General features: G+C 38.2%; 15 protein-coding genes and 1 riboswitch. Of the genes, 12 read left to right on the plus strand and 3 right to left on the minus strand.

Features of this window, described 5'->3' with window-relative positions:
- Positions 1 to 246 precede the first annotated feature (246 nt).
- Positions 247 to 349: riboswitch (SAM riboswitch) on the plus strand.
- A 110-nt stretch (positions 350 to 459) separates the two neighbouring features.
- From ACE199_RS10575 to ACE199_RS10620, 10 genes are all read left to right on the plus strand, one after another.
- A complete protein-coding gene (locus tag ACE199_RS10575; protein WP_375349712.1) occupies positions 460 to 2,307 on the plus strand; it encodes a bifunctional homocysteine S-methyltransferase/methylenetetrahydrofolate reductase in 1,848 nt (615 codons plus the stop codon).
- Positions 2,300 to 5,749 carry a methionine synthase gene (gene metH / locus ACE199_RS10580; RefSeq protein WP_375349713.1) on the plus strand — a complete coding sequence of 1,150 codons (3,450 nt, stop codon included), beginning with the start codon at positions 2,300 to 2,302 and terminating at the stop codon, positions 5,747 to 5,749. The genes ACE199_RS10575 and metH overlap by 8 nt, the downstream gene beginning before the upstream one ends.
- A 229-nt stretch (positions 5,750 to 5,978) precedes the next feature.
- Positions 5,979 to 6,743: a polysaccharide deacetylase family protein gene (locus ACE199_RS10585; protein ID WP_375349714.1), complete on the plus strand. Its 765-nt coding sequence runs from the start codon at positions 5,979 to 5,981 to the stop codon at positions 6,741 to 6,743.
- 63 nt (positions 6,744 to 6,806) lie between these two features.
- Positions 6,807 to 7,574, plus strand: a complete 768-nt coding sequence (locus ACE199_RS10590; protein ID WP_375349715.1) for a dioxygenase family protein — start codon at positions 6,807 to 6,809, stop codon at positions 7,572 to 7,574.
- A gap of 349 nt (positions 7,575 to 7,923) precedes the next feature.
- Positions 7,924 to 10,776, plus strand: coding sequence for a 2-oxoglutarate dehydrogenase E1 component (locus tag ACE199_RS10595; RefSeq protein ID WP_375349716.1), 2,853 nt, complete (start codon positions 7,924 to 7,926; stop codon positions 10,774 to 10,776).
- Position 10,777: 1 nt separating this feature from the next.
- Positions 10,778 to 12,049 (plus strand): 2-oxoglutarate dehydrogenase complex dihydrolipoyllysine-residue succinyltransferase, encoded by a 1,272-nt coding sequence (gene odhB / locus ACE199_RS10600; protein ID WP_375349717.1) that lies wholly within the window; start codon positions 10,778 to 10,780, stop codon positions 12,047 to 12,049.
- Positions 12,050 to 12,267: 218 nt separating this feature from the next.
- Positions 12,268 to 14,088 (plus strand): PTS fructose transporter subunit IIABC, encoded by a 1,821-nt coding sequence (locus tag ACE199_RS10605; RefSeq protein ID WP_375349718.1) that lies wholly within the window; start codon positions 12,268 to 12,270, stop codon positions 14,086 to 14,088.
- A 182-nt stretch (positions 14,089 to 14,270) separates the two neighbouring features.
- A complete protein-coding gene (locus ACE199_RS10610; protein ID WP_375349719.1) occupies positions 14,271 to 14,786 on the plus strand; it encodes a cell wall hydrolase in 516 nt (171 codons plus the stop codon).
- 111 nt (positions 14,787 to 14,897) lie between these two features.
- Entirely contained in the window at positions 14,898 to 15,542 is a 645-nt protein-coding gene (gene trhA, locus ACE199_RS10615) for a PAQR family membrane homeostasis protein TrhA (RefSeq protein ID WP_127760903.1), read from the plus strand.
- 118 nt (positions 15,543 to 15,660) lie between these two features.
- A complete protein-coding gene (locus ACE199_RS10620) occupies positions 15,661 to 16,122 on the plus strand; it encodes a YusW family protein (protein ID WP_375349720.1) in 462 nt (153 codons plus the stop codon).
- Between the two features lie 200 nt (positions 16,123 to 16,322).
- Here the strand turns inward: ACE199_RS10620 and ACE199_RS10625 are convergent, their stop codons facing one another.
- Positions 16,323 to 16,889 carry a biotin transporter BioY gene (locus ACE199_RS10625; RefSeq protein ID WP_375349721.1) on the minus strand — a complete coding sequence of 189 codons (567 nt, stop codon included), beginning with the start codon at positions 16,887 to 16,889 and terminating at the stop codon, positions 16,323 to 16,325.
- A gap of 204 nt (positions 16,890 to 17,093) precedes the next feature.
- Here ACE199_RS10625 and ACE199_RS10630 point away from each other — a divergent pair, with 204 nt between their 5' ends.
- Together ACE199_RS10630 and ACE199_RS10635 are read left to right on the plus strand one after the other, a co-directional pair.
- Complete coding sequence (locus tag ACE199_RS10630) at positions 17,094 to 17,615, plus strand: NfeD family membrane protein (protein ID WP_375349722.1); 522 nt, start codon at positions 17,094 to 17,096, stop codon at positions 17,613 to 17,615.
- 20 nt (positions 17,616 to 17,635) lie between these two features.
- Positions 17,636 to 19,153 carry a flotillin lipid rafts scaffold protein FloT gene (locus ACE199_RS10635; protein ID WP_375349723.1) on the plus strand — a complete coding sequence of 506 codons (1,518 nt, stop codon included), beginning with the start codon at positions 17,636 to 17,638 and terminating at the stop codon, positions 19,151 to 19,153.
- Between the two features lie 172 nt (positions 19,154 to 19,325).
- Here the strand turns inward: ACE199_RS10635 and ACE199_RS10640 are convergent, their stop codons facing one another.
- Entirely contained in the window at positions 19,326 to 19,589 is a 264-nt protein-coding gene (locus ACE199_RS10640) for a hypothetical protein (protein ID WP_375349724.1), read from the minus strand.
- Between the two features lie 109 nt (positions 19,590 to 19,698).
- Positions 19,699 to 21,318 carry an ABC-F family ATP-binding cassette domain-containing protein gene (locus ACE199_RS10645; RefSeq protein WP_375349725.1) on the minus strand — a complete coding sequence of 540 codons (1,620 nt, stop codon included), beginning with the start codon at positions 21,316 to 21,318 and terminating at the stop codon, positions 19,699 to 19,701.
- Between the last annotated feature and the right edge of the window lie 451 nt (positions 21,319 to 21,769).

Consider the following 21,769-nt stretch of genomic DNA (forward strand, 5'->3'; position numbering starts at 1 on the left):
CATTTTGTCTAGGCTGCCTTGCCATTTCATACACAATTCCTAGAATGTTAAATAAATAGTTAGGGGAATGACAAAATAAGGTAAAAAACGAATATTGTTCGTGATTTGTCTCTAATTCTTAGTTATTTTGTTTGAAAAATTCAAAAATTGGCTAGAAGGTATTGAATTTCATCATTGTTTCATGTAAATTAAGAATAATTATATTGTAATTTAATTTGAAATGTTTAGAAAAGTTTATATAAATCAATCTTATCGAGAGAGGTGGAGGGACTGGCCCGATGAATCCTCAGCAACCAGCTGTTTGAGCTAAGGTGCTAAATCCAGCAAGCGGGCGCTTGATAGATGAGGAGAATGTTTCTTATGAAGACCTTCTTCTTTTTATAGATGGAAGGTTTTTTCTTTTTCTTACACCATTGAAATAAAGCGGAAACTGAATTGTTTTTGGGAAAGGGTGCACATATGGAGTTTCGTAAAGAGCTAAAGCAAAGAATTTTAATTGGGGAAGGAGCAATGGGGACACTATTGTATTCCCGTGGCATCGACCATTGTTATGAAGAATTAAACTGTACAGAGCCTGATCAAATTGAAGCGATTCATCGTACTTATTTGGATGCAGGTGCTGATATTTTACAATCGAATACGTATGGAGCAAATTTTCATAAATTAAAGCGCTATGGATTAGAAGATCAAGTGAGTCAGATTAATCGCCAAGGAATTGCCATTGCTAAAAAGGTTGCGCAAGGGAATGCGTTTGTGTTTGGAACGATTGGTGCTTCTAGAAGTATTCGAAAATCTGATTTAAGTTTAGAAGAAATTAAACGTAGTTTCCGTGAACAGCTATATAGTTTACTGCTTGAAAGTCCTGATGGATTATTATTCGAAACATATTATGATTTGGAAGAATTGGAAACAGTGTTGCAAATTGCAAGACAGGAAACGAACATTCCAATTATTACGAATGTTACGTTGCATGAACTTGGGAATTTACAAAACGGTGTTCAGTTAAATGAAGCATTTAAGCGGTTAGAACAATTAGGTTCAGACGTAGTCGGACTTAATTGCCGTTTAGGTCCGCATCATATGATTCGTGCGTTAGAATCTGTTCAACTTCCAAGTCATGCCGCGCTTGCTGCGTACCCTAATGCGAGTTTACCAGATTATGTGGATGGCCGATTAGTGTATGATGCAGCACCGGAATACTTTGGCTCAAGCGCGCTTCAATTACGTGATCAAGGAGCATCCATTATTGGCGGATGCTGTGGTACGACACCACAGCATATTACAGCAATGAAAGCAGCTGTTTCTGATTTAGCTCCAATCGTTGAGAAAAAAATGCACGCAGCGAAAGTGGAAACAATTGAAGTTCGGGAACAGGATCGCACCCCTGCTTTATATGAAAAAGCGAAAACAGAAAGAACGATTTTAGTAGAGCTAGATCCACCTAAGAAACTGGGGATCGAAGAGTTTATGAAAGGGTCTAAAGCTTTGAAAGAAGCTGGAGTTGATACGATTACGTTAGCGGATAATTCGCTCGCTTCTCCTAGGATTTCTAATGCAGCGCTGGGTATGTTAATTAAATCACAGCTTGATTTAAATCCGCTTGTGCATATTACATGTCGTGATCGAAACTTAATTGGATTACAATCGCATTTAATGGGCCTACAAACTCTAGGATTAAATGAAGTATTAGTTATTACAGGAGATCCTTCGAAAATTGGTGATTTCCCAGGTGCAACATCTGTGTATGATTTATCTTCTTTTGATTTAATTAGTTTGGTTAAGCAATTTAATGAAGGACTTTCGTATTCTGGACAAAGTCTTGGCCAAAAGACGAATTTTAAAATTGCTGCGGCTTTTAATCCAAATGTGAAATATTTAGATAGAGCGGTTCAACGAATGGAAAAGAAAATTGAGTGCGGCGCTCATTCATTTTTAACACAGCCGATTTATTCCACTTCACAGATTGAAGAAGTATACGAAGCAACGAAGCATTTAGAGACACCTATTTTTGTCGGCATCATGCCGTTAACTAGTACTCGTAATGCCGAATTTATTCATAATGAAGTACCTGGAATTAATTTGCCAGATCATGTTCGCCGGGCAATGGCAGCAGCAGGTAATGACCCAATTCAGGCGCAAAAAGAAGGTGTGGCAATCGCACGAGAACTTGTGGATGCGGCAATGGATAAATTTAAAGGTATTTATTTAATTACTCCATTCCTTCGTTATGAAATGACGGCGGAGTTAACGCGCTATATTAGAACGCTTGATCAAACAAAAACATCTGAGGTGGCAGCATATGAGTAAAAAGTCAATTAACGAACAACTACAATCAAAAATTCTATTACTGGATGGCGCAATGGGTACGATGCTACAAGCCGAAAATTTAACAGCTGAAGATTTTGGTGGAGAACAATATGAAGGCTGTAATGAATATTTAACGCTGACTCGTCCAGATGTTATTCAAAAAATCCATGAAGCATATTTTGCTGCAGGTGCCGATATTGTTGAAACGAATACATTCGGGGGTACGAGTATTGTTTTAGATGAATACAATCTAGGTACACTTGCTTACCAGTTAAATAAAGAATCAGCAGAAATCGCTGTAAAAGCGTGTGAAGTATATTCAACAGAAGCTTGGCCAAGATATGTGGCCGGTTCAATGGGGCCAACAACGAAAACACTATCAGTTACAGGTGGAACGACTTTTGATACATTAAGAGAGTGTTATGAAGAGCAGGCCCTTGGATTAATTGATGGAGGCGTCGATTTACTTCTCGTTGAAACATGTCAAGATATGCTAAATGTAAAAGCTGCTTTTTTAGGCATTAAAGGAGCCTTTGAGAAGAGTGGTAAGGAACTCCCGATTATGATTTCGGGAACGATTGAGCCAATGGGAACGACATTAGCTGGTCAATCCATTGAAGCGTTCTATCTTTCTTGCGAGCATATGAAACCAATTTCGGTCGGTTTAAATTGTGCGACAGGTCCGGAATTTATGATCGATCATATTCGGACATTAGCGGATTTATCAAATAGTGCGGTTAGCTGTTATCCGAATGCAGGGCTTCCGGATGAAGAAGGACATTATCATGAATCTCCAACTTCTCTTGCTGAGAAAATGAAGCAATTCGCAGAAAAAGGCTGGGTCAATATTATCGGTGGTTGTTGTGGGACGACACCAGCGCATATTGAAGAGTTATCGAAAGTTCTTCAAGACGTTCAGCCGAGACAACTTCCAGAGCAGCCGCATAATCATGCTGTTTCTGGGATTGAACCGTTGATTTACGATGATTCAATGCGTCCGTTATTTGTCGGAGAACGTACGAATGTCATTGGCTCACGCAAATTTAAAGAATTAATACGCGATAAGAAGTTTGAACAAGCGGCTGAAATCGCCCGTGCTCAAGTGAAAACTGGAGCTCACGTTATTGATGTTTGTTTAGCAGACCCGGATGATGATGAATTAGGTAATATGCAAGCATTTGTTGAAGAAGTGGTTAAAAAAGTAAAAGTACCACTCGTAATTGATACAACAGATGAACTTGTTTTAGAGCAAGCGTTAAAGCACTCTCAAGGTAAAGCCATTATCAATTCGATTAACTTAGAAGATGGAGAAGAGCGATTCGAGAAAATTGTTCCTCTTATTCATAAATATGGAGCGGCTGTCGTTGTCGGAACAATTGATGAAGAAGGTATGGCTGTTGATGCAGAACGTAAGCTGGAAATTGCTAAGCGGTCTGTAGACTTGCTCGTGAATAAATATGGATTAAATCCACGTGATTTAATTTTTGATCCACTTGTTTTTCCAGTTGGGACAGGGGATGAACAGTATATTGGATCAGCGCTAGAAACGGTAAAAGGTATTCAAGCGATTAAAGAAACGTTTCCAGATTGCTTAACGATTTTAGGAGTATCGAATGTTTCGTTCGGTTTACCACCACGTGGCCGTGAAATTTTAAATGCAGTATTTATGTACCATTGTACAAAAGCAGGTCTTGATTATGCGATTGTCAATACAGAGAAATTAGAGCGTTTTGCTTTGATTCCAGAAGAGGAAGTGAAGTTAGCAGAAGCGCTTCTATTCGAGACTTCGCAAGAAACATTAGCGACCTTTACTGAGTTTTATCGAGATAAAAAAGTTGTGAAAAAGGACAATATGGCCAAGCTTCCGTTAGATGAGCGTTTGGCGAATTATATTATTGAAGGAACAAAAGAAGGACTAATCGAGGATTTAGACAAGGCGCTTGCTCGTGGCGATGCGCCATTGGATATTATTAATGGTCAACTGATGAAAGGAATGGCTGAGGTAGGTCGTCTATTTAACGATAATCAGTTAATTGTAGCTGAAGTGCTTCAAAGTGCTGAAGCGATGAAGGCAGCAGTTTCTCATCTTGAGCCATTAATGGAGAATTCAGAAGACAGCGCGAAAAAAGGGAAAATGTTAATAGCCACTGTTAAAGGGGACGTACATGACATTGGGAAAAACTTAGTAGACATTATCCTATCGAATAACGGATTTGAAGTGATCGATTTAGGAATTAAAGTAACTTCCCAGCAAATTATTGAAGAAGTCCGTAAGCATGAGCCAACGATTATTGGTTTATCGGGCTTGTTAGTAAAATCAGCCCAACAAATGGTATTAACGGCGCAAGATTTAAAACAGGCGGGTATTGATACACCGATTTTAGTAGGTGGAGCAGCTTTATCACGTAAGTTTACTGATTTTAAAATCTCTCCAGAGTATGATGGACCAGTTCTATATTCAAAGGATGCAATGGACGGACTAGCTGTTGCCAATGTGTTACATGACCCAGCGCAAAAAGAAGTATTTCTAGAAGAAAACAATGAGAGACGAAATAAAGCGATTGCTAATGCAGCGATTGTAGCGACGATGGAAAAGCCGGAACGGAAAAAAGCTGTTGCTCCAGCGATTTCTGCTGCACCGGTTAAAGTGCCGCAAGATCTTAAACGACACGTTCTTAAAGATTATGCGTACGATGTCGTTCAACCATATATTAACCGCCAAATGTTAATTGGACATCATCTCGGGTTAAAAGGTAAAGTAGCCGAAATGATTAAACAAGGAAATGAAAAGGCGATTGGGCTGAATGATTTAGTTGACGAGTTAATTGAATTTATTAAAAAAGATGAAGACTATGGATTAAATAGTGTTTTTCAATTCTTCCCTGCTCAAAGTGATGGAGATAAAGTATTAGTTTATAATCCAGATAATCATGAAGAGGTATTGGAAGAGTTCGACTTTCCAAGACAAGCAAGCAGCCCTAATTTATGTTTAGCTGACTTTTTGAAGCCTGTATCTTCAGGAGAAATGGATTATGTTGGTTTCTTTGTCGCGACAGCAGGTCGTGGCATTAGAAAATGGGCGGAAAAATGGAAGGAAGAAGGCGATTTCTTAAAAAGTCATGCGATTCAAGCACTTGCTCTTGAAACAGCAGAAGGCTTTGCTGAACGAGTGCATCAGGTGATGAGGGATGCATGGGGCATTAGTGATTCAATCGATATGACAATGAGAGAGAGGTTTGCTGCTAAGTATATTGGACAGCGTTTCTCGTTCGGTTATCCTGCATGTCCTAATTTAGAAGATCAAGAAAAATTATTCCGATTATTAAAACCAGAAGATATTGGTGTTCAGTTAACGGAAGGTTGTATGATGGAGCCAGAGGCTTCTGTATCAGCTATTGTTTTTGCCCATCCAGAAGCACGCTATTTCAATGTAGAGAAATAATTTCTATAAGGCAGCGGCATAAAAAACCGCTGTCTTATTATGTATGAAAAATAATGAATGGTGTATTTTATGTAAGAAGGTTGCGTCGTTTAGTTTAAGGCTTTGTTAAACAATGTTGTTAATAACATGATTTTTATTTTACCTTTCAGCAAAGCTGCCAGGTGAAATAATTCGAAAATTAACAACATCCTTATAAGAGAGCCTTGTGCAAAAGAAAGGACTGTTTCTTATGATAAAAACATCTATTCGTACGTTGTTAATTTTGATTAGTTGTCTAGTTGTATGTATGGTTTTTACTATAGGGTCTGGATCAGGGCAGACAATTCCGGAGGAGTTAGATCCACTTATAAAGTCCGATCGGTCATTGAAGAAGGCTTATTTGACGTTCGATGATGGACCTTCGATAAATACAATGAAGATACTGGATATTTTAGATCGATATCAAATAAAAGCTACTTTTTTTGTGATGGGAAATAAAGAAGCCTATGCGGAGAAATGTTATCGAGAAATCGTTGCAAGAGGTCATTCGATTGCGCTGCATTCTTATTCTCATGATTATAATGTCATTTATCGTTCAAAAAAAGATTTCTTTCAAGACTTAAAAAGATTAGAATTATTACTAAGCGCCAATTATGGAGTTAAAACCCATTTTGTCCGCCTTCCAGGGGGATCCGGTAATCAACTTATGTATCGAGCAGCTACGAGACCTATTATAAAAGGGATATTGCAGGAGTTAACAGATACTGGGTATGTGTATGTAGATTGGAATGTGGATTCAAAAGATGGAATAAGTCCGTTAACGAGTCAGCAAACCATTACCCAAAATGTACTGAGTAATGCGAAGCATCATAAGCAGGCTATTATTTTACTACATGACATCAATAGTATGAAAAATACTGTAAAAGCTCTTCCAACAATTATTGAAGGATTAAAGGAAGAGGGGTATATATTTGATATAATTGATGAAACGACGCCCCAAATACAGTTTAATTAAATGGAAACGCTTTAATTAACAGCAATAATTGAATGACCTTTTAGAAAGGAACAGTTTGTTAGTATGAGACCTTCACTATTTTTATCCCATGGGACACCATGGCTAACAATCGAGGACAATCGATATACGGAATTTTTAAAAGAATATGTCGCTCAACATGAAAGGCCAGATGCGATTGTTATCATTTCTAGTCATTGGAATAGATGCGATCAGGCTGTTTCTGCTGTCAAAAAACATGATATTAGTTGTGATTTTATTGGCCATCCGGATAAGGTGACACAAATCACCTATCCGGCAGCTGGTAATATCGAGCTCTCTGATCAAGTTCTTACTCTATTATCTCGTGTAGATATATTTGGAGAATTTGATGAGAATAGACCGCTAGATTATGGAAGTTGGGTGCCGCTACATATTATGTATCCAGAGGCTGATATACCGGTTGTTTCGCTATCGATTAATCCAACCTTATCTTTAGCAAAACAATACGAAATTGGTAAGGCTCTTGCTGCATTAAAAGAGGAAAATGTATTAATTATTGCAAGTGGTGGAATTGTATATAATTTGGATCATATTCAGTACGAGATGAATGTTGTCGAAGGCTGGGCTATTCGATTTGTTGAATGGATAGAGGAGCACGTTATGAATTGGAATTTAAAAGCGCTGTTTCAGTTTCAAGAAGAGGCTCCTTTTGCTTTTGATGCAGTGCCGAACATTAGTGAATTGATTCCGCTAATCATTGCAATGGGAACCGGAGATAAACAAAGAAATCCTACGCTGTTACATCGAAGTTTTCAATTTGGGAATGTTAGTTTATCGGCTTTCGAATTCTAGTAAAATGACTAGAAAAAACAGCTATTTTAAGAGTTAAATATAAAAAAAGAAAAATCTTTTTAAGTGAAAAAATAACGTAAATAAGAAAAAAAGTTTGTTAAAGGCGAAATATGACGAATTAAGCAGATTTATAGGTTTTGAGAGTTATTTTTGTTCGTTTTAACCTTTGGATATTTCCACAAAAACATGTTAATATAACATCTGAAAACGTTTTATCCTTAATAATTTTTACAGTTTTATGACAATTACTTTTAAATCTTAACTTATTTATACTGTCATACGAAATAGAAATTTGGGGATGGATAAAACGATAGTAAAAAATTATGAGAGAAATTTGGGGGTTTACGAGATGACCATCAAGGATGCTAAGGCATACGACTCATGGAAAGCTTTTTCAGGTCCAAACCTTGGGTATGTGATAGGACAATATGACTTATTCCAAACAAACCCGGAAGAAGTTGATCCTGAACTGAAAAACTTTTTCGAAATCGCAGGTCCTCCTTCACTTGACGCTACAGTAGGAGCTGCACTTGCAAATTCAACAGTACAATCAGCTGGAGAAGTTCTTCCAATGAAGAAAATTATGTCAGCTGTCAAATTAGCGGAGAATATTCGTACATATGGACACCTTGCAGCGAATATTTACCCGTTAAAAGATACGCCTCTGAATACAGAGCAAATTGAATTTGAAAAATTTGGTTTAACAGAAGCCGACTTAAGAAAAATTCCGGCTGATTTAATCTGTCCACAAGCGCCTGCAAGCGTGAAAGATGGATATGAAGCCGTTGAATATTTGAAACAATTGTATACGCAAACAATCGCTTTTGAATTCCATCATGTCAGCGATGTAGAAGAACATGAATGGTTGAACGAAATGGTTGAATCACGTCAAATGTTCCCAACTTTGACAAAAGAGAAAAAAGCAGCATTGCTTAAACGTTTGAGTGAAGTAGAAGGCTTTGAGAAATTCCTTCACCGTACATTTGTTGGTCAAAAACGTTTCTCTATCGAAGGGGTAGACCCATTAGTTCCAATGTTAGATGAAATGATTTCTGAAACAGTACAACATGGTACATCGAATGTAAATATTGCGATGGCTCACCGTGGTCGTTTAAATGTACTTGCTCATGTACTAGGTAAACCTTATGAAATGATTTTCTCTGAGTTCCAACATTCACCTAATAAAGATTTAGTTCCTTCAGAAGGATCAATCGGTGTAACATTTGGTTGGACAGGAGACGTGAAATACCATTTAGGTTTAGATCGTCAAGTTACAAAAGAAAGTACGAAAAAAGTAAGACTTACACTTGCAAACAACCCAAGTCACTTGGAAGTTGTTGGACCAGTTGTAGAAGGATACTCTCGTGCAGCTCAAGAAGACCGTACGCAAAAAGGGTACCCACAACAAGATGTTTCGAAGTCTCTTGCTGTGTTAATTCATGGGGATGCAGCATTCCCAGGGGAAGGTATTGTACCGGAAACATTAAACTTAAGCGGACTAAAAGGATATCAAGTTGGTGGGACGATTCATATTATCGCCAATAACCGAATCGGTTTTACAACGGAAAGTGGAGATTCACGCTCTACAAGATATGCAAGCGACATGGCTAAAGGATTTGAAGTGCCGGTTGTACATGTAAATGCAGACGATCCAGAAGCTTGCTTAGCTGCTGTGCATCTTGCTGTCCTATATCGTGAAAAATACAAAAAAGATTTCTTAATCGACCTAATTGGTTACCGTCGTTTCGGTCATAACGAAATGGATGAGCCGTTAGTAACTCAACCGCAAACATATGCATTAGTTCATAAACATCCAACACAAAAAGAACTTTATGCAAAACAACTGATTGAAGCGGGAGAAATCACAGAACAAGAAGCAAAAGCATTAGCAGAACAAGCAGATGCTAAGCTTTTAGAAGCATACAACAAAGTATCTGGAAACAAACCAGAAGAAAAATTTGAATTAGATCCACCAGCAACAATTGCTAATGGTCTGCCTAAAATTTCAACTGCTGTTTCAACAGAAGAGCTTGTAGAAATTAATGAGCAGCTTGTTGCATGGCCAGAAGGATTTACACCTAATAAAAAATTAGGAAAAATTCTACAACGTCGTCTAGACTCATTTGGTGAAAATGGAAAAATCGACTGGGCACATGCCGAAACATTAGCTTTTGCATCTATCTTAAAAGACGGTACGCCAATTCGTCTAACTGGACAAGATTCAGAGCGTGGTACGTTCGCACAACGTAATATTGTTCTTCATGATAGCGTTACTGGTCAAACATATTCACCACTTCATACAATCGAGTCTGTTAATGCATCATTTGCGGTTCATAACAGTCCGCTTACGGAAACAGCAGTTCTTGCTTTTGAATATGGTTACAATGTATTTGCACCGGAAACACTAGTATTATGGGAAGGTCAATTCGGTGATTTCGCGAATACTGCTCAAGTTATTTTTGATCAATTCATCGCAGCAGGTCGTGCGAAATGGGGTCAAAAATCAGGTCTTGTTATGCTATTACCACACGGGTATGAAGGACAAGGTCCAGAGCATTCAAGTGCTCGTCTAGAGCGTTTCTTACAATTAGCTGCTGAAAATAACTGGACAGTAGCAAACTTAAGCTCTGCAGCGCAATATTTCCATATTCTTAGAAGACAAGCTAAGATTTTGGAAAAAGAAGAAGTACGTCCACTTGTTATTATGGCTCCTAAGAGTATGTTACGTAATCAAGTGATGGCTTCTGCACCAGCGGAATTTAGCTATGACGAATTCCAAACATTCGTTGAAACAAAAACATTAGGTCAAAATCCAAAATCAGTAGAGCGTATCGTATTTGCTTCTGGTAAATTAGCTGTTGAGCTACGTGATAAAGCGGCTACTCAAGAAGATACAGACTGGTTACAAATTATTAGCCTAGAGGAAATTTATCCATTCCCATTCGAGGGCATTCAAGAAGCACTGAAAAAATATTCTAAACTTAAAGAAATCGTATGGGTTCAAGAAGAGCCTAAAAATATGGGCGCATGGACGTTTGTTGAGCCTAGACTTAACGCAGCAGCACCGAACGGTCTTACTGTATCTTATATCGGAAGAAAACGCAGATCTAGTCCATCCGAGGGAGATGCACTTGTTCATAAACAAGAACAAAATCGTATTATCGCTCAAGCACTTACACGCAATCTAGAGGGGGAAAAATAAGATGGCTGAAGTAAAAGTACCTGAATTAGCAGAATCCATTACGGAAGGTTCGATTGCACAATGGTTAAAACAACCTGGTGATCGTGTAGAAAAAGGAGATTATATCCTTGAACTTGAAACGGATAAAGTAAACGTTGAAATTATTTCAGATTACGCTGGTACACTTACAGAGCAGTTAGCTGAAGAAGGCGATACAGTTCTAGTTGGTCAAGCAGTTGCAACAGTTGATGAAAGTGGTGCAGCGGCAGCACCAGCAGCGCCAGCTCAAGAAGCAGCACCAGCACCAGTTGCTGAAGCGCCAGCTCAAGAAGCAACACCAGCAGCACCAGCACAAGCTCAAGGTGCACCAAAAGAAGAAGCAGTACCAGGACAAGGTGTAATCGCTTCTCCAGCAGCTAGAAAATTAGCTCGTGAAAAAGGAATTGACTTAAACGCTGTACAAGCTGTTGATCCATTAGGACGCGTACGTGTTCAAGACGTAGAAGCAGCTAATAATGCACCAGTTCAAGCAGCCCCTGCGGCAGCACCAGCACAAGCACCAGCTAAAAAAGCTGCAGCACCAGAGGTAAATGACGATCGCGTAGAAGTTATTAAAATGACTCGTCGTCGTCAAACAATTGCGAAACGCTTAGTACAAGTACAAGCTGAAGCAGCGATGTTAACTACTTTTAATGAAGTAGACTTAAGTGCAGTTATGGAATTACGTAACCGCCATAAAGATGCGTTTGTAAAAAATCATGATGTTAAACTTGGTTTCATGTCATTCTTCACAAAAGCAGTAATCGGTGCATTGAAACAGTACCCATTATTGAATGCTGAAATTCAAGGCGACCACATCTTGAAAAAGAACTTCTATGATATCGGTGTAGCCGTATCTACAGAAGAAGGTCTTGTTGTACCAGTTGTTCGCGATGCAGACCGTAAAAGCTTTGCTGAAATCGAAAAAGATATTTCTGACTTAGCTGTTAAAGCACGCAACAACAAATTAGGTCTTTCTGATCTATCTGGCGGTACATTTACAATCACAAATGGCGGAACATTTGGTTCTCTATTATCAACACCAATCTTGAATGCACCTCAAGTTGGTATCCTTGGTATGCATACAATCAAAACACGCCCAATCGCTGTTGGAGATAAAATCGAAAACAGACCAATGATGTATCTTGCATTATCTTATGATCACCGCATTGTTGACGGTAAAGAAGCTGTTGGCTTCCTTGTAGCCGTTAAAAATATGCTTGAAGATCCAGAACAACTTCTTCTTCAAGGGTGATTAAATGATTTGGAAAAACCCTCTGTCAAATGACAGAGGGTTTTTCGTCTTAATAAATTTTTTTACTCCACACTTAATAGGGCAGTAAGATTTTCACTGATGGAAGTTTCACTTTATACACAAAACTGTAAAAATTTAATTGCTATCATATTAGATTGGTTATGCGTATTCTGATATGATAAAAAGGGAGGATGCGAGGAAGGATGTAGTAAAACGGAATGAATATAACAGATTTAATTAAAGCAGATACAATTATTATGGATCTACAGGCTACATCGAAACGAGCTGTTATAGATGAGTTAGCGAACCAATTAGGAGCTGTAGATCGAGTAATAGATGTTGAACAGTTTATTGCAGCACTTTTAGAGCGTGAAGAACAAGTGACGACAGGAATTGGAGATGGAATGGCTTTTCCACATGCTAAATCAGAAGCTGTGAAACAGCCGGCGATTTGCTTTGGTAAATCCGAACGTGGTGTTGATTTTCAGTCGCTTGATGGAAAGCCTGTTCATTTGTTTTTTCTAATTGCGGTTAATGAACAGGGAGAGATGGATTATCTCGACACACTTTCTACCTTAACGACTTTTTTATTAGATGAACAATTTCGAACACAATTAATGAATGCAAAAACGAAGGAAGAGGTCTTAACTTTGTTTCGGGCAAAAGAATACGAAGCAAAGAAGGCATCTGCGAAAAAAATTCTTGCGGTAACCTCTTGTCCAACGGGCATTGCTCATACATATATGGCCGCTGATGCTTTAAAGAAGAAAGCAGAAGAGCTGGGAATTGATTTTAAAGTTGAAACGAACGGCTCAACAGGTGTTAAAAATGCCTTAACAGCTGCAGAAATAGCAGATGCAACGACGATTATTATCGCTGCTGATAAACACATAGATATGAATCGTTTTCGTGGAAAAAGAGTAATTGTTGTACCTGTTGCAGAAGGAATCCGACATCCAGAAGAGCTGCTGAATCGTGCGGTATTAGAAGAAGTACCGATTTATCAAGGGCATGAAGAGATTAAATTTGCGACGAAAGGATTTTTTATTTATAAGCATTTAATGAATGGTGTTAGTAATATGCTGCCATTTGTTGTCGGCGGTGGAGTGTTACTTGCTTTGTCGTTTATGTTTGGCGTGAATCCTGATGATCCAAATTATCATCCATTTGCAAAAGCTTTAAATGATATTGGTGGAAGTACAGGAGCCTTTTTCTTACTTGTTCCCGTACTTGCGGGATTTATTGCTAGCAGTATTGCCGATCGACCCGGATTTGCTCCTGGAATGGTTGGAGGCCTACTTGCAGCTAATGAAGGAGCTGGTTTTCTCGGTGGACTTGTAGCTGGTTTTTTAGCAGGCTACATTGTTCTCTTGTTGAAGAAATGCTTTGTTTTTTTACCTTTTTCACTACAAGGAATTAAACCTACTTTGCTCTATCCGGTATTTGGGGTCTTAATTACTGGTCTATTTATGATTTTTCTTGTAAATGAGCCAGTAACCGCAATCAATGAGGCGTTAACTGGTTGGTTGAAAGGGCTTTCTGGGACCAATGCAATCATGCTCGGTATGATTCTTGGAGCGATGATGGCGATTGATTTAGGGGGTCCGCTCAATAAGGCGGCATTTACCTTTGGGCTGGCTGCAATCGAAGCGCACAGCTTTGGACCGCAGGCGGCGATTATGGCGGGAGGGATGGTTCCTCCACTTGGAATTGCTATGGCGACAACTCTCTTTAAAAATAAATTCACGGAAACAGAAAGAAAATCGGGTATGACCAATTATCTTTTAGGTGCTTCCTTTATAACAGAAGGAGCGATTCCTTACGGAGCAGCAGATCCAATACGTGTTATTGGGAGCTGTACCATTGGAGCGGCTATAGCAGGTGCACTAACCATGCTATTTGAAATTACATTGCCTGCTCCGCATGGCGGAGTATTTGTTATTCCTCTTGTGAATCATCCATTACTGTATTTAATCAGTATATTGATTGGTTCGTTTATTACAGCATTGCTATTAGGTATATGGAAAAAACAATTATAGACAATGCAAGGAGCTACTTTATGATAGCTCCTTTTTTTATCTTCTATAAAAATTTGAAGAAAAACACGGTTTCAAATAGCTTTTTGTATAATAATTCCTTGTTTTCCTTGGTAATATTTTAGCCCTGAATTCTCTCTTTAAGTTTGTTATTCTAATTAAGGAGCTAAACGAGGGGGGATACAATGAAATACACGTATATAATGTCATTTATTGTGACAGCTATTATTGTTGTTTTAAGTCTTTTCACTCCACGCGAAATGCTGTCGAATACAATATCCGCTATAGAAAAAAAACCTCATATACAATCCAATAAAAATGAAAGCAATCAGTTCTCCAAACCAATAAAGAAAGAAGAGAAAGAATTATTAGCAAGACTTGTTCACGCAGAAGCAAAGGGTGAACCATATCAAGGAAAAGTTGCTGTTGCCACGGTTGTGTTAAATCGTGTAGAGCATGAGGATTTTCCAGATACGGTTCGTGAGGTAATTTATCAAAAGAATCAGTTTCAACCAGTGGCGAATGGCCATATCAACCAAAAGCCAAGTAAGGAAGCTGTTCAAGCCGTAGATGACGCTTTGGAGAATCATGATGAATTAACGGACGCTCTTTACTTTTGGAATCCAAGTATTTCAGATGTTGAATGGATGAATACACTGGATGTTGTAAAAGTGATTGGGGATCATCATTTTGCAATTTAAATAGAAGAGAAGAACCGTTTGCACAGTTTAAGACGTTGTGTTTACGGTCTTTTTTATGTAGAGTTTTTGGATGCATAGGGTATAATAGGGAAAAGAAGGAGGGTTTATATTATGGCAAATACTCATGTGTTTACCCGAAAAGAAGAGCTTGTGAATGCCATCACACATGGAATTGGTGTGTTGCTTAGCATCGCAGCTTTAGTATTTTTAATTATTTACGCTGCACAGCAAGGGACGGCTTGGCATGTTACCTCTGCAACCATTTATGGGGTGTCAATGCTCCTGTTATATGCTTCCTCTACGCTTGTCCATAGTTTTCCTGAGGGGAAAGTAAAAGATTTGTTTGAAATCTTTGACCACTCTGCTATCTATATCTTTATTGCAGGAACGTATACGCCGATTATGTTGCTTGTTATTAAAGGGGCACTTGGCTGGACATTGCTAGGTATCGTGTGGGGAGTAGCTGTTGTTGGTGTAGTGTTTAAAGCCTTTTTTGTGAAGAAGTTTCTTTTTATCTCAACGATTTTGTATATTGCTATGGGATGGCTTATTGTCATTGCTTGGGAGCCTTTAACAGCTACGTTACCATCAGCAGGTATTCAACTTCTTGTTGCAGGAGGCCTATTGTACTCATTTGGGGCAATATTTTATGTATGGCGAGCTTTTCCTTTTCATCATGCGGTATGGCATATTTTTGTATTAGCGGGCTCTGTCGCTCATTTTTTTGCTGTATTATTTTATGTAATTCCTCAGTAAGAAACAGGTTTGTGATAAATCTGTTTTTTATTTTGTCTACATTTTTAATCGGACCTCTGTTTGAGAAGTGAACAATTAGGAAATAGCTAATATATACAACTTAAGGAGGGGTAACAATATGAAAAGTAAACTGAAACTTGTACCATTCTTAGCCGTTATCATGTTAGCTGGTTGTGGAGATCAGGATGAAGTAAATAATCCACCAGCTGAGAATAATGACACAACAGAGAATAATACACAAACAAATAATGAGACATCAGCCTTTTCGTTTAAAGAGTTTGAATTAGATGTAGATTACAAAGGGACGAATCAAGATTATGAAGTTGAATATGATACTTTAGAGGGAAAAACAGAGGCGTCTATTGAAGATTCTATAAATGAAAAAAATCTCCATGGAGATGAAGCGATGAAAGAGCTAACGCCACTGTTTGAGCAATTAACATTTAATCAAGATACACCGCAAGCGGAAGTTATCCAAGAAGTATTGAAAGTGTTTCAGCTAAAAGATGATTATCAAGAATTTGACCTTGAAGTAACATTTGAGGACGGCACGAAAAAACAATATGAGCAACACCAATAATGAAGAAAGAATGGCGCGGCATACATACGTTGTCAAACAAGTGTTAATATAGTAAAATAGTCTTTATATAACAAAGGGGTTATATAAAGATATTCTACTCGGACTTATGGGGATAGGGCCGTAATCGATAGTGAACTATCGTTAGTAAAAAAGCTACCACTAAATTATTTAGTGGTAGCTTTTTTTTCACTAAATATTTCCTAAGAAATAGTTGCTTTTTTCGGAAGCATTTTGGCAGTTTCCAGTCTCGATCGAATTAAAATGCCAATCCATGCAGCTAAAAAGGCCTTAATGATACCTCCGATAATAAAAGGAGCAAACCCTCCTAGAAAAGCTGCTTCCCACGTTAAAGAAGCAAAAAACTTTAACCAAATAGTACCGATTGTTAGGTTAATAATCATTCCAACGATGTTTGCAGCAAAGGCCGTCGAAATACTAAAGCGTGTTTTTTCAAGAATGAATCCGATAATGAAAGCAGAAATGACAAAGGAAAATAAGAATCCACCGGTTGGCCCGAAAAGTTTGCCTAGTCCTCCAGTCATTTGAGCATATATAGGTACACCTGTTGCACCGATAAATAAATATAATACTACAGAATATGTACCATAACGTGCACCTAAAATGGTGGCAGCAAGCCCAATGGCAAGTGTTTGACCTGTGATTGGGACAAGCGGTAAGGGGATAATGAGTTGAGAAAAGATACCTATTAATGCAGCAAATAAGGCGATGATCATCATCATTCGCAGCTTTTCATGGCTGTTATTCATAATAGCCTCCTATTGTAAACTCTAATCATGTTTTTAGTTAACAAATAAAATTTTAATAGGATTTAGGAAAACTGTCAATCTATTTATGAATTTTACCATAATTCTGAAACTTTGGGCGGAAGTGATGCGTATAGAATAGTAGATCGAACCAAAAAAGGGGGATAGTGGAAGGGGTAGAGGATTATATATATAAGGGTGAAGCTTATGGAGATATTTGGTGTGTCGTTGCAAACAGTTTATCTTTATGGACTTATTATTTCGGGAGCAGTTACATTTCTCTTTATTTTATTTCATGATGTGTTTAGCGGTTTTGAACTCCCCGACATTTTTAACCCAACGCTTGTTTTTAGTTTTTTCACACTCTTTTTTGCTACTGCTTTTCTTTTTACATGGGGTGCAGGACTTCATGAATGGCTCGTAGCTAGCTTATCGTTTGTTATTTCCCTAATCATGGTAACTTTATTGAATCTATTTATTCTTATACCGATTTCAACTGCTGAGGAATCGCTTGCCTTTACAGAGGATGATCTTCAAGGAAGGGTAGGTCGTGTTTTAACGGCTGTACCGGTTGATGGATTTGGTGAAGTGTTAATTGAGAGTAATAGTGGGAATATTGCTAAACCTGCTGCAAGTTATAACAATGAGGCGATTCCTTTTGACACGAAGGTGCTCGTTATTGAAGTGAAAGAAGGCGTTTTATATGTTATCGCTTATAAGCAAATTTAAGGGGAATGAGGAGGTTTGCTATGATTTGGATTGTTATTGCGGTAGTTGCTTTTTTATTGATTGCTCTACTAGCCGTTTTTGTGACCAAATATCGTACAGCGGGTCCAGATGAAGCTTTAATTGTAACCGGGAGTTATTTAGGCAATAAAAATGTGCATATTGATGAATCCGGCAATAAAATTAAGATTGTTCGTGGCGGAGGTGCTTTTGTACTTCCTGTTTTTCAACAAGCGGAACCTTTAAGCTTATTATCTAGTAAACTCGAAGTCTCGACACCGGAAGTATATACAGAACAAGGTGTACCTGTGATGGCGGATGGTGTATCCATCATTAAAATTGGTGGTTCAATCACAGAAATTGCAACGGCAGCCGAACAATTCCTTGGGAAATCGAAAGAAGATTTAGAGCAGGAAGCTCGTGAAGTATTAGAAGGTCATCTTCGTTCGATTTTAGGGTCGATGACCGTTGAAGAAATTTATAAAAATCGTGAGAAATTTTCGCAAGAAGTGCAGCGTGTAGCTTCTCAAGATTTAGCGAAAATGGGGCTTGTTATTGTTTCTTTCACGATTAAAGATGTCCGAGATAAAAACGGTTATTTAGAATCATTAGGAAAACCAAGAATTGCTCAAGTGAAGCGTGATGCAGATATTGCGATGGCTGAAGCAGAAAAAGAAACGAGAATTAAACGAGCGGAAGCTTCCAAGGATGCCCAAAAAGCGGAGCTTGAACGTGCTACAGAAATTGCGGAAGCTGAGAAACAAAATAAACTGAAAATTGCGGAGTATCGTCGGGAACAAGATATCGCCAAAGCTCGTGCCGACCAAGCATATGATTTAGAAACAGCACGAGCAAAGCAGGAAGTAACCGAACAAGAAATGCAAATTCAAATTATTGAACGTCAAAAGCAAATTGAGCTAGAAGAAAAGGAAATTTTGCGCCGTGAGAAGCAATATGATTCTGAAGTGAAGAAAAAAGCGGACGCTGATCGCTATGCTGTAGAGCAAGCTGCATCTGCGAATAAAATGAAACAAATTACAGAGGCGGATGCTAATAAATATAAAATTGAAGCGATGGCTAAAGCGGAAGCAGAGCGGGTTCGTGCGGATGGGCTTGCTAGAGCTGAAGCACAAAGAGCGCAAGGGGAAACGGAAGCGGAAATTATTCGCTTAAAAGGGGTTGCCGAAGCGGAGGCGAAGCAAAAAATAGCTGAAGCATTCGAGCAGTTCGGCCAAGCGGCTGTGATGGATATGATTTTAAAAATGCTTCCTGAATATGCGAAGCAAGTAGCTAGTCCACTAGGGAATATTGATAAAATTACAGTTGTGGATACGGGGGGCAGCGGTGAAAATGGCGGTGCCAATAAAGTGACAGCTTATGCAACGAACTTAATGTCTACCTTACAGGAATCTTTAAAAGCTTCTTCAGGTATTGATGTAAAAGATTTGTTAGAGAATTTCTCTGGTAAACAAATGATGCTTCCGGAAAAAAGTGTTAACGAAACAATGACTGTCAGTGGAGAAAGTACAGTGGATAATTAAAATGAAGTAGAACTTCCATCAGTGGGGAGCCTTCATCTCCCGCTGGTGGCTAGTTAACCATATTACTCATATCCATATTATTGATAACGTTCAAAGACCAGGCTAGACCTGGTTTTTTATTCGTGATGTTAAAATAATGATGTGAATTTGGGCAGCATCATGAGAGTTTTAATTAGTAAAGGTATTTAGCATTATGAAAAGATTGTAATTCTCTCTTTAACGAAGTATAGTGAAAGGTTCTAAAGTGAAAAGCAAATTCATCAAAGAATAAATGATGTTCGGGGTCAAAACTGTAACATTCTAAAAAATGCTCAATGATAAGTGGTTGTTCCACTGTATCAAATAGTCCTGTTACATCAATTTGATAATGAAATTGTTCATAAAGATTATAGTAGCCTGTATTGTCAAAAGCTTGTTTAATTAAGTGTGTATCCATGAACTTTACGCCTCCCGTATCAATATACCTGTTTTTTATATCTTTTATTCAGGAGAAGACGCGAAAAACGCACAGCCAAGATGTTTAGCTGTGCGTTCTTTGAGGAGATTTATTGATACATTTCAGCAATTTGCTTTTGTAAGTCTTTATTATTTAAGTACTCATCGTATGTCATTTGTTTATCAATAATGCCTTTAGGTGTAATTTCAATAATACGGTTTGCAATTGTTTCTGTAAACTGATGATCGTGAGAAGCAAAGATTAAAGAACCTTTAAAAGCAATCAGTCCATTATTCAAGGCTGTGATAGATTCTAGGTCAAGGTGACTCGTTGGTTCATCTAGCATTAATACGTTTGAGCCGCTTAACATCATTTTAGAAAGCATACAACGTACTTTTTCCCCACCGGATAGAACACTTGCTTTTTTCATTACTTCTTCACCAGAGAAAAGCATGCGACCTAGGAAACCACGTAGGAAATTTTCTGTTTGATCATTCGGTGAGAATTGACGTAACCAGTCTACTAATGATAACTCGCATCCTTCGAAGAATTCTGCGTTATCTTTCGGGAAGTAGGCTTGAGAAGTCGTTACACCCCATTTGAATGTGCCGCTATCAGGCTCCATTTCACCAGCAAGAATTTTAAATAATGTCGTTTTAGCAATTTCATCTTTACCAACAAGTGCAATTTTATCATCTTTATTCATAATAAAGCTTACATTGTCTAATACTTTAACCCCATCAATTGTTTTAGAAATGCCTTCGACGCGAAGAAGGTCATTTCCGATTTCACGGTCCGGTGTAAAGGCTACATATGGATAGCGACGAGACGATGGTTGAATATCATCTAGCGTAATTTTATCTAGTAATTTTTTACGAGAAGTTGCTTGACTTGATTTGGATGCATTCGCACTAAAGCGAGCAACGAATGCTTGTAATTCTTTAATTTTCTCTTCTTTTTTCTTATTTGCATCTTGTGCCATTTTAAGAGCAAGTTGACTTGATTCATACCAGAAATCATAGTTACCAACATAGATTTTAATTTTACCAAAATCAAGGTCAGCGATATGCGTACATACTTTATTTAAGAAGTAACGGTCATGTGAGACAACAATTACGGTGTTTTCAAAGTTAATTAAAAATTCTTCTAGCCATTGAATGGCTTTTAAGTCAAGATGGTTGGTCGGCTCATCAAGAAGAAGAACGTCAGGTTTTCCAAATAGGGCTTGAGCAAGTAATACTTTCACTTTGTCTCCACCTGTTAATTCCGCCATTTTCTTATAATGAAGATCTTCGCCAATTCCTAATCCTTTAAGAAGAATTGCTGCTTCTGAATCAGCTTCCCAACCATTCATATCAGCAAATTCGCCTTCCAGCTCAGCTGCTCTCATACCGTCTTCATCTGTAAAATCCTCTTTCATGTAGATTGCATCTTTCTCTTGCATCACTTGATACAATCTCTCATGCCCCATAATAACTACTTTCAATACTTCTTCTTCTTCATATTCGAAATGGTTTTGTTTTAAGACAGCAAGGCGTTCGCCTGGCCCCATGTGAACGTCGCCAGATTGTGCTTCAATTTCACCAGAAAGGATTTTTAAAAATGTAGATTTACCAGCCCCATTTGCGCCGATTAATCCATAACAGTTACCAGGTGTGAACTTTATATTAACATCTTCAAATAGTTTACGGTCACCATAGCGTAAACCAACATTATTTACAGTAATCATTTATTTACATTCCTCCAAAAAGTCAATGGTATCAACGTTTCTAGCACTTTCTTTAACTATTTTTGACGTTGAATTGCACGAGCCGCAGTTTACAACCGTGTATATTTTAAACTGTGCCTCGCTAAATTGTACCTTATTTCAGTGAAAAGTTAAAGGATTGTTCGGTGAGGTCGGAAAGATATCCTAACTTATAAGTAACTGAGTATGAGAGAACTCGTGGATATTTTAAAAAACAAGAGCAGCGGGCATCCTACAGGGTGCTTTTTTTTGTGTGCCAGGCATGGCAACTATCTAGGTGGTGAAAGCCCACTGTGGGGGGACGCATCGACCAACCACTAAGGAAGCGCAAGGGTTTAAGATGAATAATGAATCATAAAATAAAGCTCGTTAGAATATATATTAGGGGCTATATACAGTTTGTGTATGCAATGACCACCGAAAATAGATTTTT

It is taken from the genome of Peribacillus sp. Hz7 (genome assembly GCF_042136355.1).
GTDB lineage: Bacteria > Bacillota > Bacilli > Bacillales > DSM-1321 > Peribacillus > Peribacillus asahii_A.